Origin of the sequence: Niallia sp. FSL R7-0271 (assembly GCF_038005785.1) — a bacterium.
In the GTDB taxonomy this organism is placed as follows: Bacteria; Bacillota; Bacilli; order Bacillales; family Cytobacillaceae; genus Niallia.
This window is the reverse complement of sequence record NZ_JBBOTZ010000001.1, coordinates 461,586-476,485: the sequence shown is the minus strand read 5'-3', so window position 1 is coordinate 476,485 and position 14,900 is coordinate 461,586. Positions and strand designations below refer to the sequence as shown.

General features: G+C 40.2%; 12 protein-coding genes. 5 read left to right on the top strand and 7 right to left on the bottom strand.

Annotation, left to right across the window (positions count from 1 at the left end; genetic code table 11):
• Nucleotides 1-14: 14 nt before the first annotated feature.
• From MKX82_RS02435 to MKX82_RS02415, 5 genes are all read right to left on the bottom strand, one after another.
• The gene (locus MKX82_RS02435; protein WP_233316279.1) at nt 15-1,028 is read right to left on the bottom strand and encodes an ABC transporter ATP-binding protein; all 1,014 of its coding nucleotides are present in this window, start codon (nt 1,026-1,028) and stop codon (nt 15-17) included.
• Nucleotides 1,025-2,050: an ABC transporter ATP-binding protein gene (locus MKX82_RS02430; protein WP_341074819.1), complete on the bottom strand. Its 1,026-nt coding sequence runs from the start codon at nt 2,048-2,050 to the stop codon at nt 1,025-1,027. Before MKX82_RS02430 ends, MKX82_RS02435 begins: the two co-directional genes overlap by 4 nt.
• 25 nt (nt 2,051-2,075) lie before the next feature.
• Nucleotides 2,076-3,290, bottom strand: a complete 1,215-nt coding sequence (locus MKX82_RS02425) for a M20 family metallopeptidase (protein ID WP_341074818.1) — start codon at nt 3,288-3,290, stop codon at nt 2,076-2,078.
• Between the two features lie 50 nt (nt 3,291-3,340).
• Nucleotides 3,341-4,546: an amidohydrolase gene (locus MKX82_RS02420; protein ID WP_233316276.1), complete on the bottom strand. Its 1,206-nt coding sequence runs from the start codon at nt 4,544-4,546 to the stop codon at nt 3,341-3,343.
• Nucleotides 4,547-5,014: 468 nt separating this feature from the next.
• Nucleotides 5,015-6,364, bottom strand: coding sequence for an aspartate kinase (locus MKX82_RS02415; RefSeq protein WP_341079359.1), 1,350 nt, complete (start codon nt 6,362-6,364; stop codon nt 5,015-5,017).
• 382 nt (nt 6,365-6,746) lie between these two features.
• Between MKX82_RS02415 and MKX82_RS02410 the strand changes: the two genes are divergently transcribed.
• Nucleotides 6,747-7,925 (top strand): MFS transporter, encoded by a 1,179-nt coding sequence (locus MKX82_RS02410; RefSeq protein ID WP_233316404.1) that lies wholly within the window; start codon nt 6,747-6,749, stop codon nt 7,923-7,925.
• A 110-nt stretch (nt 7,926-8,035) separates the two neighbouring features.
• Nucleotides 8,036-8,254, top strand: coding sequence for a hypothetical protein (locus MKX82_RS02405; RefSeq protein WP_341074817.1), 219 nt, complete (start codon nt 8,036-8,038; stop codon nt 8,252-8,254).
• Here MKX82_RS02405 and MKX82_RS02400 read toward each other — a convergent pair.
• Complete coding sequence (locus MKX82_RS02400; RefSeq protein WP_233316274.1) at nt 8,235-8,783, bottom strand: helix-turn-helix domain-containing protein; 549 nt, start codon at nt 8,781-8,783, stop codon at nt 8,235-8,237. The two genes, MKX82_RS02405 and MKX82_RS02400, sit on opposite strands and share 20 nt — an antisense overlap.
• Nucleotides 8,784-8,888: 105 nt before the next feature.
• Here MKX82_RS02400 and MKX82_RS02395 point away from each other — a divergent pair, with 105 nt between their 5' ends.
• The 3 genes from MKX82_RS02395 to MKX82_RS02385 all read left to right on the top strand — a co-directional run bounded on the left by MKX82_RS02395 (nt 8,889) and on the right by MKX82_RS02385 (nt 11,779).
• Nucleotides 8,889-9,620: an AzlC family ABC transporter permease gene (locus MKX82_RS02395; RefSeq protein WP_341079357.1), complete on the top strand. Its 732-nt coding sequence runs from the start codon at nt 8,889-8,891 to the stop codon at nt 9,618-9,620.
• Entirely contained in the window at nt 9,610-9,927 is a 318-nt protein-coding gene (locus tag MKX82_RS02390; protein ID WP_237940661.1) for an AzlD domain-containing protein, read from the top strand. Before MKX82_RS02395 ends, MKX82_RS02390 begins: the two co-directional genes overlap by 11 nt.
• A gap of 199 nt (nt 9,928-10,126) precedes the next feature.
• Nucleotides 10,127-11,779: a glutamine--tRNA ligase/YqeY domain fusion protein gene (locus MKX82_RS02385; RefSeq protein WP_237940660.1), complete on the top strand. Its 1,653-nt coding sequence runs from the start codon at nt 10,127-10,129 to the stop codon at nt 11,777-11,779.
• A gap of 42 nt (nt 11,780-11,821) precedes the next feature.
• On the opposite strand, the gene MKX82_RS02380 is transcribed toward MKX82_RS02385, so the two are convergent.
• Nucleotides 11,822-14,560, bottom strand: a complete 2,739-nt coding sequence (locus MKX82_RS02380; RefSeq protein WP_341074812.1) for a tetratricopeptide repeat protein — start codon at nt 14,558-14,560, stop codon at nt 11,822-11,824.
• Nucleotides 14,561-14,900 lie beyond the last annotated feature (340 nt).

Sequence of the window (14,900 nt, the reverse complement as noted above, 5' to 3'; positions counted from 1 at the left end):
GCTCCCTCCCTTTGTTATGATAGTGGAAAATGACAGGCAACCGTATGGCTGTCTCCGCTCAAAACAGGCTCCTGCTCTCTGCAAATATTAGCCGCAAACGGACATCTCGTATGAAATCTGCACCCCTTTGGAGGATTAGCCGGACTCGGTACATCTCCTTCCACCACAATCCGCTCTCTATCCCGCAAATGCGGATTTGGAATCGGGTAGGCGCTTAACAACGCTTGTGTATACGGATGCTTTGGCCTTGCAAAGATATCACCGGTTTTGCCGAGCTCAACGATTTTCCCTAAGTACATAACCGCAATTCTGTCACTGATATATTTGACTGCACCAAGGCCATGGGCAATGAAAAGGTAAGTTAAATTGAACTCCTTCTGTAAGTCCTTGAGCAGATTCAGCACCTGTGCCTGGATAGAAACATCAAGTGCAGATACAGGCTCATCACAAACAATCAATTTTGGATTCAGCATCAGTGCCCTTGCGATACCAATCCTTTGCCGCTGGCCACCTGAGAACTCATGAGGATATCTCCCCTTATGGAACTTAGTTAATCCCACTGTCTCAAGCATCTGATCTACCTTCTTGTTCACCTCTTCCTTTGAAGCTAATTTATGTGCCAACAGCGGCTCCGCTAAAAGATCGCCGATTCTTTTGCGCGGATTAAGGGAGGAATAAGGGTCCTGGAAAATTATTTGCATTTGAGTGCGGATTTTTCGCAATTCCCCTTTGCTTAAATCTGCCATATCTTTTCCTTCGAACAGCACACTCCCATCTGTCGGAGGGTCCAGCTTAACAATTGCTCTTCCTGTCGTTGATTTACCGCATCCCGATTCACCAACTAGGGAGATGGTTTCACCAGGATAGATGGAGAAATCCAGCCCATCAACAGCCTTTACATGACCGACTGTTTTCGACAGCACACCTTTTTTAATTGGGTAATATTTTTTGAGGTTTCTAATCTCTAACAACGGATCGGATAATTGTCCTAATATTCCGTCTTTTTCAGGTAAAGTTATCTTACTCATACATTTACCTCACTTCCACTAGTATGTGTGCTTGTCTTGCTGCCTGCCTCATCATAAAGCCAGCATCTTACTTTATGCTCACTCTTGCCATCAACCTCTACATGGGGAGGTCTTTCTGCAATGCATTTTTCCATTGCATAAGGACATCTTGTATGAAAACGGCAGCCCTTTGGCATTTGCTGCAATGTCGGTACAGACCCAGGGATAGAATACAGCTTCTCATCTGAATCGTATTCTAAATGAGGGATGGAATCGATTAAACCTTTTGTATATGGATGCTTCGGTTCATCGAATAATGTAAATACATCCGCTTCCTCCACCACCTGGCCGGCATACATAACAATCACCTTATCAGCCATTTCAGCAATAACGCCCAAATCATGTGTGATCATCATAATGGAAGTGTTCGATTCCTTTTTTAAGCTTTTCATTAGTTCCAGTATTTGCGCTTGAATTGTGACATCAAGGGCTGTTGTCGGCTCATCTGCAATCAACAGCTTTGGCTTGCAGGATAATGCCATCGCAATCATGACCCGCTGTCTCATTCCGCCCGATAGAGCATGGGGGTATTCATCAATAATTACTTCTGCTCTCGGTATCCCAACCTTTTGAAGCATTTCTACTGCATAGCTTTTTGCCTCTTTCGCATTGTATTCCATATGCAGACGAATCAATTCAACCATTTGGTTTCCGATTGTGAATACCGGATTTAAGGAGGTCATCGGCTCCTGAAAGATCATGGAAATTTCGTTTCCGCGCACCTTTCTCATATCAGCCTCTGAAATTTGTGTTAAATCTTTGCCATTCAGCTTTACAGAGCCCTTTTTTATGAAGCCGTGTGTTCCGAGAAGTCTCATGATAGATAAAGAAGTAACACTCTTACCGCAGCCTGATTCACCGACAATCCCGATTGTCTCACCAGGCTCTAGCTGGAAAGTCACTTCTTCGACAGAAATGACTTCCCCCTTATCTGTTTTAAAAGCCGTTTGCAGTTTATCCACTTCTAAAATATTGTTCCCCATTCTTCCCCCTCCAGTTGAATTTCAGTTAAATAGTGGTTGATTCTACTAATGCATCAGCCTTTTCAGGATTCAGATAATAATCTACTAGACTCAAGAAAATTTTTGCTGTATGAAGCATTGCTCTCTCATCAAATGTAAACATTGGATGGTGATGAGGATAAACAGCACCGATTTCTTCGTTTCTAGCACCGACAGAAAAGAATGAGCCTGGTCTGTGTTGAAGATAATAAGCAAAATCCTCTCCGCCCATTCCTGGCTTCACGATTTCCACTAGCTTCTGATCTGGTAAATTAGCTGTAATGCACTCTACAAGAATATCTGTTTCTTCCTGTGTATTCACAGTGGAAGGATAGCCTCTTGAATAATCAAATTCATAGGTTGCATGAAATGCCTTGCAAACACCGCTAATCAGTTCATCCATTTCTTTTTCAATAAGGTCACGAACATCTTCGTCAAAAGTACGGACTGTGCCAGTTATTTCTGCAGTGTCTGCAATGACATTCCCAGCATTACCTGCATGGAAGGAGCCGATTGAGATAACAGCAGGTTTTTGCGGATTAACACGGCGGCTGACAATATGCTTTAATTGGTTAGCAATCTGCGCTCCAATTGCAATAGAATCAATTGTTTGGTGCGGAGAAGCTCCATGTCCGCCTTTGCCCTGAATCTTCAATTCAAAGGTATCACTTGCAGCAGAAGCAGGTCCGACTCCATATAGCACTTCTCCAAGCGCATTTCCTGAAGCAAGATGTGCCCCAAACACAACATCTACTCCATCAAGACATCCATCCTCTATCATGGCAATAGCTCCACCTGGCGGAAGCTCTTCTGCATGCTGATGTAAAAGCACAATATTGCCTGCAAGACTTTCCTTATTGTCATTCAGCACCTTTGCCACTGCCAGCAATGTGGCTGTATGACCATCATGTCCGCATGCATGCATGATTCCGTCTACCTTCGATTTAAAGGGAACATCCTTCTCATCTTGAATTGGCAATGCATCGAAGTCAGCTCTCAAAGCAATGGTTTTCCCCGGTTTCGCCCCGCGAATTTTTCCAACAACCCCATTTCCGCCAACATTTCTTCTTATTTCAATTCCGAAGCTCTCAAGTAAATCACCGATCATTTTGCTAGTGTTTACTTCTTGAAAGGAAAGCTCGGGATTTTCATGAAAATGACGTCTCCACTCCACCATTTTGCTATACATCGCTTCAATTTCTTCACACCATTTGCTTAACATTGCAGCATCTCTCCCATCCACTATTTAAATTATCAGCTTGACTACAAATCTTAAAGAACAGTTTCCGCCACTTCCTCTTGTGACTTAATAGCAACATAGTGCTCTACAATACTCAAGAAAGCTTTGCCGGCATTTATCATGGCTCTCTCATCAAAATCAAACATTGGATGGTGGTGCGGATAGCTTTGTGCCTCTTCTATTCTTGCACCAGTATGGAAGAACATGCCTGGTTTTTCTAGCAGATAATAGGAGAAGTCCTCTGCTCCCATAATTGGCAAAGATCGAACGACCATTTCCTTATCTAGGCTGTCTGCAATCACCTTCTCAAAAACAGCCACTTCCTCTTCATGATTATAAACGGCAGGATATCCTTTTATGTAATTCACTTCACAAGATGCTTGCATGCTTTCACAAACACTCTCTGCCATTAAGCGTATTTCCTCTTCCATAAATACACGTAAGTCTTTATCGAGTGTTCTTACTGTTCCAGTCAATGTTGCCTTTGAAGCAATAACATTTTTAGCATTGCCGCTGTGGAAGGAACCGATTGACAGTACAACAGGGTTCAGTGGATCTACTCTGCGGCTTGCAATGAACTGCAGTTGTGTAACAAGAGCTGTGCCGACAGCGATAGCATCGACCGTTTCATGTGGCGATGAACCGTGTCCGCCTTTTCCGCTTACTGTGATTTCAAATGCATCTGCTGCAGCCTGGGAATAGCCTGGCTTGCAATAATACTTGCCTAACTCACTTAAACTGGATAGATGTGCTCCGAATACTACATCAACTCCTGCAAGGCAGTCATCTTCAATCATTGCCTTTGCACCGCCTGGTGACAGCTCCTCTGCATGCTGATGTAAAAGCACTATATTACCGGCGATGTTTTCCTTGTTATCCTGCAGTACCTTTGCAACGGCAAGCAATGTGGCAGTATGGCCGTCATGCCCGCAAGCATGCATTACACCAGCGACCTTTGACTTATAAGGCACTTCCTTCTCATCCTGAATTGGCAATGCATCAAAGTCTGCCCTCAAGGCAATCGTTTTCCCTGGTTTCGCTCCATAGATTTTTCCTACTACACCTCTGCCCCCAACATTGCGCCTCACTTCTATTCCGAATCCCTCAAGGATATCTGCAATCATCTTTGGAGTTTCAACCTCCTGGAATGACAGCTCAGGATACTGATGCATATGTCTTCTCCACTCCACCATCTGATCGAACATTGTTTCCAGCTCTTCATGCCATTTTTGTAACATACGTTCCCTCCTAATATAATGAAGAATTTTAATTACATCTTTCCAAAAGGTTTTTTGAGGTTTTAATAATTACAAATTAAAAAGTATATTTATTCACTCTTTTCTAGTTGAGTTGCCACTCTCTATTACTGGTAATATTAGCGAATTCCTCCTTTCTTTTTCCTAGCAAGTATTCTATTTCTTATAAATTAACTTCAATTTTCGGAATAGTATACTAAGTTTTTTTAATTATCATAATAAACAGAATTAATAGTTAATTATTGTATTTGCACTTATTTTTCCCCCGTTCTACCTACCACAACATTGTTTCCGCTTTCATTTTCTACTATAAACTAAATTTATGTCAGAAAATCTAACACTCATCTCAACTTAAATTTTTTTCTCACAATTTGTTTGTCCTACTCCAAATCATCAAAACTTAAGAGCAAACAAAAAACCTGCCGCTAATAAAAGCAGCAGGTGTAAATTTTATTGAAAAAACTCTTCGTATAATGCTTTCACAGCCTTCTTGGCAAAATGCTCTTTTACGCCAAACATCATGCTGACTTCAGACGAACCTTGGTTAATCATTTCTATATTAACTCCTGCCTGTGCCAGCGCTGCCGCTGCCCGCGATGTTGTTCCGACATTATGGCGCATTCCTTCTCCAACCACCATAATTAATGACAGATTATGCTCAATGACAGCTTCTTCAGCATGCAGTTCTTCCTTTATCCGGTCAAGCAGCTCTGATTCATTCACATGGAGCAGCTGGTCTTGACGCAAAATGATTGTCAAATCATCAATACCTGAAGGCATATGTTCATAAGAGATTCCATATTCCTCAAGAATAGAGAGAACTCTTCTAGCAAAGCCAATCTCTTTATTCATTAAATACTTGCTGATATAGATGGAGCAAAAACCTTTATCATTCGCAATTCCTACTACAGGTCCATTATCATTATCCCGCTTTGCTGCAATCTTTGTACCAGGAACGGCAGGATTATTCGTATTCTTTACATGAACCGGAATTCCCGCACGATAAGCAGGAATTAAAGCTTCTGCATGGAAGACAGAAAAGCCGGCATAAGAAAGCTCCCTCATCTCCCGATATGTAAGGACACTGATTTCCTTTGGCTGAGCCACAATAGCTGGATTTACGGAGTAGACTGCATCTACATCTGTGAAGTTCTCATATACAGAAGCCTTGAGGCCATTTGCCAAGATTGCACCAGTTATATCAGAGCCGCTCCTTGAGAATGTGACAACCTCACCAGACGTGCTGTATCCGAAAAATCCTGGAAACACAATAATGTCATTATAGTCACGCAGCGAATATAAGCGGTCATAAGACTCTGGCAGCACTTGGGCATTACCTGGCTCATCTGTCACGATTAGCCCTGCTTCCTTTGGATTTACATATACTGCTTTTAAGCCTCTTGCTGTTAAGAAATTCGCAACCAATTTAGCATTGTTATCTTCCCCGCTCGCCTTTACTGCTTCCATAAAGGAATGGGCATTTTCTGTGCTACCTGCTAACAGCTCCAGGAAATCTCCCTTAATCTGTGTGATGATGTCACTGGAAAGGTCAAGCTCTCTGGCAATATCTGCATACCTTTCGATAATCTGTTCTACCTCTTCGCCTGGATCCTTGCCTGACAAAACCTTCTCACCGCAGCTGATAAGCAAATCTGTCACTTTTGTATCCTCATTATTTCTTTTCCCTGGGGCAGACACTACAACAACTCTGCGCTCATTATCTGCCTTAATGATTTGCAGTACCTTTTCCAGTTGCTGTCCTGAAGCTAATGAGCTTCCCCCAAACTTAACTACCTTCATGCCGCCATCTCCCATTGAATCAAGTATATTGTTTATGCTGGTCAATTCCCTCGCTATCATTCCCATAAACAGCGGAACATCTCGCTTAAGGGTATTTTTTAAATTTTCCATTATTAATACTAAACATATTATTGCTTTTTTGCACTAAAGAAGCAAGTGTTTTCTTCTCGTAAAATACATTTGTTCTTTTAAGGAATACAAATGCTGAATATTCTTAAAAAAATAAAATGAACTAGCACATTTCCGATATTTTTGTAAAGCTAAAGGCTTCCTTGTTTGTATGAATTGCGTTAAGATAATATTTAGAAAAACGAAATGTTTTCGGAAAGAAGTGTTATTTTTGGACGATTATCAACAGTATTCAAAACGAAATTTAACAATCATGTGGTTCGCTAACTTTTTTATTAGCGGCAGCATGACAATGGTGTTACCTTTTTTATCTCTTTATATTGAGTCAATGGGAAATTTCTCAGAGGAATATGTTCAACATTGGTCAGGTCTCTGTTTTTCAGTCACCTTCATTGCCGCTTTTTTATTTTCTCCTATTTGGGGAAAGATTGGGGATAAGTATGGCAGAAAGAAAATCTTAATTGCGTTAGGTTTCGGTCTCGGACTCTCCATCTTTCTAATGAGCTTTGTCACTTCCGTATGGCAGTTATTCGCACTCCGCTTTTTCACAGGCTTCTTTACAGGTTTTATTCCGATGTCACAGGCATTTATCGCTACACAAACTCCTAAAAAAACGGCTGGAAAGGTTCTCGGCACCTTGCAGACCGGAAGTATTACAGGCTCCCTCATCGGTCCTTTGCTTGGAGGAGCAATTGCTGACAGCTTCGGTTACTCTGCAACCTTCCGATATACTTCTTTTGCTATCCTTCTGTCCGTTATCTTGGTCTTCACCACAAAGGAATTCATCCTTCCTGTGAAGGATGGCATCAAAAAGCACTATTCGTCAAAAGAGGTGCTGGCCTATATACTAAAAAACCCAATATTTATTACAGTACTGCTAATATCTGCTGTTATTCAGATTGCCCATTTCAGCATTCAGCCGATCCTCTCTTTATATGTAAGTAAGCTGCACGGTCCAGAGAGCATCGCCTTATTTTCCGGCATCGCCTTTTCAGCAGCTGGGTTAGGAAACTTGCTGATGGCTCGAAAATGGGGAGAAATTGGTGATCGTAACGGCTATCTAAAGATACTTGTCATCTTGTTATTTATAGCAGGATTAGTCTACTTGCCAGGCGGATTTGTTCATGAATATTGGCAGCTGTTGATTATCCGCTTTATTCTCGGCGTATCCATTGGCGGACTTATACCAGTAAGGATAGCCTATATAAGGCAGGAGGTTCCGATTACTATGCAGGGCGAAGTGATGGGATACGAAACAAGCCTGCGCTTCCTTGGAAATGTGATTGGACCAACCTTCGGCGGATTGATAGCAGCACATTACGGCTTTTCAGCTGTTTTCTTTACAACAAGCAGCCTGCTGCTAATATGCGGCATTTTCTTAATAACAATGCTGCACCGCCATCCAAAATATGCAAAACAATCCATGTCATAACCTAACTTAGCATCTTTCATAAGAAAATGTATATAATAATAGGTATACTCTAAAAGCAAGGCTAAAGCTTTAAGAGTATACCTATTCTATTTATTGGAGGAATTTAAAAAATGGCTAAATCTGCTGCAAAAAAAAGACGGGAAAAACAGCTCCGAGAAACCGGATTCAACCCTGCTATTAAAAGAGGAGGCTGGAGCACCATCAACCATATGACAAAAACAACAAAAACAAAAGCTGAACTGCTGTCCAGTAAAGCGAAAAAACATAAAAAGAGCCATTCATCCGGCGATTTGGAGAATGGTTCTTTTTTTATTCCGGATAATAAATGAGAACGAAAAGTGTCGCCAAGGTTTCTCCAGTATTAATGTACAGATGATCTCGATTAGATGTAAAGGAAAGGGCATCCCCTTTTTCAAGATAGTATTTGTCATCACCAATAACGACAGCAACACTTCCCTCTCCAACAATCACATACTCCTCCCCTGCATGCTTTTCCGAAAAATGCTCTGTCTTTCCATCCATTTCAACAGTGTAGACTTCAAATTTCTTCTCAGGATGAAACGGGAACAGTGAAAACAGCCGATATTGATTTGCATCATCTCGAAACGGCTCAATCTCCTTAAATAACACCTTCTTTACAGTCGTTGTATTTTCCGTCATGAAATAAGAAAATGAAACTTGCAGCCCCATTGCGATTTTCCATAATGTTGAAACAGTCGGATTTGATTTCCCCTTTTCTATTTGGGCTAGCATTGCTTTGCTGACACCTGTCAGCTCTGCTGCTTTATCCAGACTATAACCTCTTGTTTTGCGCAGGTTTTCAAGATTTTGCCCAATAACATTTGTAATAGATTCCATTATACGCTCCTTAAATTTTCATTGATTTATGATTCTAGCTTTTATATACTGTACATTATAACATACATTCATATAATATATTAAACAACGTAGGAGGGTATCATCCTGGAATCTTCAAAAATTTACGTAGAGAAGGAAGCAAACTCCTTTTCCTTTTTAGATGGGGTAAAGGACTGCATTCCCACATTGCTGGGATATATTAGTATTGGCTTAGCGATGGGTGTGGTTGGTGTCTCTTCCGGTTTAAGCATAGCGGCTGTATTTTTCATGTCTCTGCTTGTTTATGCTGGTTCGGCGCAGTTTATTATCTGTGCGATGATTGCTGCAGGCAGTCCAACTAGTGCGATTGTGCTGACAACGTTTATTGTTAACTTAAGACATTTACTGCTCAGCTCTGCACTAGCACCTAAATTTACACAATATTCTTTATTGAAAAACATCGGTATTGGCAGTCTTGTAACAGATGAGTCCTTTGGTGTTGCCATTACAAAGATTGCTAAAAATATCCCGATAACAGACCGGTGGATGAATGGTCTAAATATTACAGCCTATACAGTTTGGATTATTTCCTGTACTGTCGGCGCATATGCAGGCAAATGGTTCCCTGATCCTGAGATTTTTGGACTTGATTATGCCTTGACTGCTATGTTTATTGCCTTGCTGATTCTTCAGCTTCAAACAGTTCAGGCTTCCAAACTAAGGCACTATCTATTTCTGATAATAGTAATGGTAGTGTTAATGGTGCTCCTGTCAGCAGTTATGTCGAGCAGTCTTGCCGTCATCGTAGCAACAATTATAACAGCAACAGTTGGGGTGGTGACAAATAATGACAAGTGAATATCTCCTGCTTTTGCTTGCCTGCATGGTAGTAACAATCATTCCGAGAGTTTTGCCATTTATACTCGTAAGGAATTTCACTGTTCCTGAGCCTGTAGAAAAATGGCTTTCCTATTTGCCAGTTTGTATTTTCACAGGTTTAATTGTAGAAAATCTTTTATCCTCTTCCAGTGGTGGATTACATGTAGACTGGACTGTATTGGCTGCTTCCATTCCAACACTTCTGATAGCATTATTTACGAAAAGCTTGCTTACTACAGTGCTTGCAGGTGTGTTCCTGATGGCTGCTATCCGGTTCTTTTTTTAACAGAAACTTCTATTTTCCACCTAAAAAGAACAATTCTAGGACTTTCGTTTCTTAACTAGGAAGTTTATAATAAAAATTTGGATATATTATTGATATAATTAAAAGAAGAAATCTTTTTGCTATATCATTTCTGCAAAATGTGCTAAATGGTAAAACTTAGCACATTTATCTTTATACATAAAAGAAAGGTGGCCATATAGTGGAGAACAATTCAAACTTTATTAAAAATATTATGAAGGAAGATTTGGAGACAGGCAAACACGATACTGTCATCACTCGTTTCCCTCCAGAGCCGAACGGCTATTTGCATATCGGTCATGCCAAGTCAATCTTCATTAATTTTGGACTGGCAGATGAATTTAAAGGGAAAACAAACTTGCGCTTTGATGACACAAACCCTTTGAAGGAAGATATTGAATATGTAAATGCAATTAAGGAAGATGTAGAATGGCTTGGTTACAAATGGGATAACTTGTTTTTTGCATCTGATTATTTCGAGGAGATGTACAACCGTGCCATCCTACTGATTAAAAAAGGTCTTGCTTATGTAGATGATTTAAATGCAGACCAAATTCGTGAGTATAGAGGAACATTGACAGAACCAGGAAAAAACAGCCCGCATAGGGACCGCTCAGTAGAAGAAAACTTAGAGCTATTCCAAGCTATGAGAGATGGAAAGTTTGGCAATGGAGAAAAAGTTCTGCGTGCAAAAATTGATATGGCTTCTCCAAATATCAATTTACGTGACCCAGTAATCTACCGTATTTCACATGCTTCACACCATAATACAGGTGACAAGTGGTGCATTTACCCTATGTACAGCTTTGCCCATCCTTTAGAGGACGCTATTGAAGGTGTAACACACTCATTGTGTACAACAGAGTTTGAGGATCAACGTCCGCTGTATGATTGGGTTATTAGAGAATGTGAAATGGACAGCACGCCGCAACAAATTGAATTCGGCCGCTTAAACATTACGAATACGGTAATGAGTAAAAGAAAGCTGAAGCTTTTAGTGGATGAAAAATACGTAGACGGCTGGGATGATCCTCGCATGCCGACAATCTCCGGCTTGAGAAGAAGAGGCGTAACACCTGAAGCGATTAAAGAATTCAGTAAAGAGCTTGGTATTTCAAAAGGTTCTGGTGCAGTTGATTCAGCAATGCTGGACCACTTTGTACGTGAAGACTTGAAATTGAAAGCGCCTCGTACAATGGGCGTACTTAACCCATTGAAAGTAGTTATTACCAACTATCCTGAAGGGCAAGTTGAAATGCTGGAGGCAGAAATTAATCCAGAGAATCCAGAGATGGGAACACGTCAAATTCCATTCTCTCGTGAGATTTATATCGAACAGGAAGATTTCATGGAAAACCCTCCAAAGAAATATTTCCGTCTATTCCCTGGTAACGAAGTTCGCTTAAAACACGCTTACTTCATTAAATGCGAGGAAGTAATCAAGGATGAAGAAGGAAATGTTATCGAGCTTCGCTGTACGTATGATCAAGAAACAAAAAGCGGATCTGGATTTACAGGCAGAAAAGTAAAAGGAACATTGCACTGGGTGGAAGCGACGAATGCCATCCCTGCTGAGTTCCGCCTGTATGAGCCGCTTATTTTAGACGAAGAAGCGGAGGAAATGGCAGAAGGAGAAACCTTCCTTGACTATGTTAACGAGAAGTCTCTTGAAATTGTCCAAGGCTTCATTGAACCAAATATGAAGGATGTACAAGCATACGATAAATATCAATTCTTCAGACATGGATATTTCAGTGCAGATCCGAAATATACAACATCTGAAAAACCTGTATTTAACCGAATTGTTTCATTAAAGAGCTCCTTTAAGCTGTAAAATAAAAAAACACAGCACGCAATGCGTGCTGTGTTTTTTTTATTATAGATGTTTACTGTAAGACAGCTTTCCTGGACTAGTGAGCCAGTCGTACTGAAGCAGACGAAGTTCGAATAAACGAAGCGGATCGTGGAACATTTCCGGATTATTCTTTAGTCTTTCCAGCAAGTCTTGATACTCTTGAATGTCGACAGTTTTTTCTTCCATTGTCTTTTGCAGCACATCATATGGATTGCTGAAGAAGATATGAATATCCCCTGCTAATCCCTTCTCATAGAAGTCAAACTGCTGAAGGAATGCATCTGCAATATTGTTAGCAACTTCCGTGAAATCCTCTGTTTCAATATATTTCTGATATCTTGTATAAAGCATTTTTTTGTTTTGCGGTATGCTGCCAAGCAGCTTCCCTGCACTCTTAAGCAATACTTGGGAAGGCTTAAGACGAAGCAAAATATTAGCTTTATCAAGCTTAATGCCGCCAGTCAGCCTGCGTGCATCTCTTCTCCAATCATCTAATATGGAGAAATCACAGCTGAGTGTCAATTGATTTTCCTCATACAATCCATTAAAGCCTTCACATAATTCATTTAAGAAGTTTTGGCTTTCCTCCAATTGTTCCTGTGACAGCTTAATCCATTCATTTATCTTGCCATATACTTTTGGCAGCAATGCGTTATGAACATATTGGTCAATCTCACTATTCATTCTGTCATTAAGCTCAACATGGATCTTACCAAAGTCGCTGTCTTCCTTAATGAAGTTTTTGCAATTCCGTAAAATCTTCGGAATTTCCTCAAGGATTTCCTGTGTTGTGCTTTCTTTTATTTCTTCAAAAGCATTTACGATAATACGAGTTTTTTCTGATTCCATATCTGCCAGCTGATTATTTGCACCAGACAGCTTGCTGACTATTTCTTCGTACATACGAAGTGTCGTATAAAGACTTTCTTCCATCTCCAAGCGCTTATCAAATAGATTAGATAATAAATCCTGAATGATGGCAATGCTTTTTGTTGTCCGCTCTTCTGCTATATTTCTTTCTGCAAAATGTCTTCTGTAAAAACTGCTGATATCATTTAGCTGCACACTGCGGTCATTTTCCTTTGAGTAAAGGAAAACAGCACTGTTTGGAAAATATTGATCAATTGCTGCTGTTGCCTTTTGCAGTCTTTTTGCTGCCACTTTCTCGTTTTCTGCTTCATCTGCGTAGATTAAGAACTGCACCGTTAAATGAGGAGCCTTTTCCTTCCATTCAAGCAGTCTCTCATAATCACTTGACTGAAATAGCGATCTTTCATTAATGACAAAAAGAAGGCTGTCTGCCAGTAAAGCGTAATCTGCATACCTCTCCTGATGAGGGAAAGGAAGTGTTGTTATTGCCCAATTATTCTCATGCAAAAGATGGGATGGAGTATATAAATGGAAGATGCGGGTTTCCTCTCCATGTCTATCTTTTGAAAGCTGTTCTTCATAAAAATCGTTTAATGTATCAATAGGGCGGATTCCTTCTTCAGTCAGTTCCTCCATCTCTAAATAGTCATGATCATGGATGGAGATAAGGCTATTTGTGCCTTCTGACAATAATGTTTCCCCAACAAGTTCATTAATGCAAGAATTTACGCCGCTTCCAGGTGAACCGATAATTAGAAGCTGACGGCTTTCAGCAGGAATCTGTTCCACTACTCTTTGTGAGAATTTCTTGTCGATGATGATATCATTATTCTCCGCCCAATCTGTAATAGACTGAAGCAATTGCATGATATCTGCCAAGTCAACAACAGCCTCTGCAGTATTAATTAAATGCTCTGCGCTGTTGATAAACTCCGCCTCAATTGTACCAGGGAACATATCATTCCATGCAAGCACAGCAGATGCCGCAATTATGCTATCCTGATTATTAGCTGTTACCAATAAATTGCTCAATATATCTGGAATAAGTCCTCTGACTTCCTTAATTGGATAAACAGAGCTAATCAAATGCAAATAAGAGTCTTCAAGCATACTAGGAAGCTCTGTCCACTCTTCTTCTTTCTCCCATTGAAGCTGTTGAAACAACTGGTTGTAGTCCCACAGCCATGCCAAGTAAAAAGGACTATTTCGATAATTTTCCCAGAATGCCACACTTAATTGCTCAAACAGTTTTTGATCCAGCTCGGCAACACTTCTGATGCTTTGCCTAAAATAGTTTGGCTCGTACTCTGCAATAACGCCGATTTTTGCATATTGAATCAATGCTTCATACCATTTTAATGAATTCGTTCTTTCTCCTTCATTAACAGCTAGTTCAATTGCATCTCCCCATGCTTCATGTTCTTCAAAATAAGTTTTCGCCAAAAGTGTCATGTTGGCATAGTCAGGGTTTGTTGCAAGCAAGCTTTTAATAGTGTGATGCGCCATATCATGATTGCCTTTTTCGATATATAACGCAAAAAGCTGCATCGAAATCTCTGTGCTTAATAGTTCAGAATCAGTTAACACAGCTTTATAAATACTTTCTGCTGTCGATAACTCTCCTAATTCCATATAAGCGTCAGCCAAGTTTTTCTTCGCCCATGGTTCGAGCTCATTTGAGATATTTTCCCACTTGAATATTGCTGATTCATAATCATGTACGTGGAAGTACAGCTCTCCCTGTGCATATCGGATTGACGTTAAATCCGGAACGTTTTTTCTTTGCTCTGCGATATATAATTGGCCGAGCACTTCGATTGGCGGCTCTTCCCGATCGACGGTAAAACTTTCATAATAGGTTTTATTAATTAACTTCTTTTCTAATGTCATAACTTCCCCCTGTTAATCTTTGGAATGATGATGACCTTTTTCCTCATCCTCAAAATCATTTAGTCCCGATATCTTTGTATCTATTCAACTGTAATATTATGCAAATAAGACAGCATTCATAACTATAAGTCCATACTTCTCTTTATTGTAGCAAAGACGTTCCATCCGTACATTTCGGCAATTGTTCATTTATGTTACAAAACATTTACTAAAAGGTCTGTTTCTATAACAATAGCTTACTAAAATAAGCGAGCCTTCCTCTAGTGCCTATATACCCCTTCTCCTTTTACGGTTAACAGCATATAGAAGTTGAGATAAAAGAAAAGAGAACCTATTTAAA

Coding starts and splice junctions, on each gene's coding strand:
- MKX82_RS02435 (WP_233316279.1), bottom strand. CDS start 1,028: ATGAGTAAGATAACTTTACCTGAAAAAGACGGAATATTAGGACAATTA.
- MKX82_RS02430 (WP_341074819.1), bottom strand. CDS start 2,050: ATGGGGAACAATATTTTAGAAGTGGATAAACTGCAAACGGCTTTTAAA.
- MKX82_RS02425 (WP_341074818.1), bottom strand. CDS start 3,290: ATGTTAAGCAAATGGTGTGAAGAAATTGAAGCGATGTATAGCAAAATG.
- MKX82_RS02420 (WP_233316276.1), bottom strand. CDS start 4,546: ATGTTACAAAAATGGCATGAAGAGCTGGAAACAATGTTCGATCAGATG.
- MKX82_RS02415 (WP_341079359.1), bottom strand. CDS start 6,364: ATGAAGGTAGTTAAGTTTGGGGGAAGCTCATTAGCTTCAGGACAGCAA.
- MKX82_RS02410 (WP_233316404.1), top strand. CDS start 6,747: ATGTGGTTCGCTAACTTTTTTATTAGCGGCAGCATGACAATGGTGTTA.
- MKX82_RS02405 (WP_341074817.1), top strand. CDS start 8,036: ATGGCTAAATCTGCTGCAAAAAAAAGACGGGAAAAACAGCTCCGAGAA.
- MKX82_RS02400 (WP_233316274.1), bottom strand. CDS start 8,783: ATGGAATCTATTACAAATGTTATTGGGCAAAATCTTGAAAACCTGCGC.
- MKX82_RS02390 (WP_237940661.1), top strand. CDS start 9,610: ATGACAAGTGAATATCTCCTGCTTTTGCTTGCCTGCATGGTAGTAACA.
- MKX82_RS02380 (WP_341074812.1), bottom strand. CDS start 14,560: ATGACATTAGAAAAGAAGTTAATTAATAAAACCTATTATGAAAGTTTT.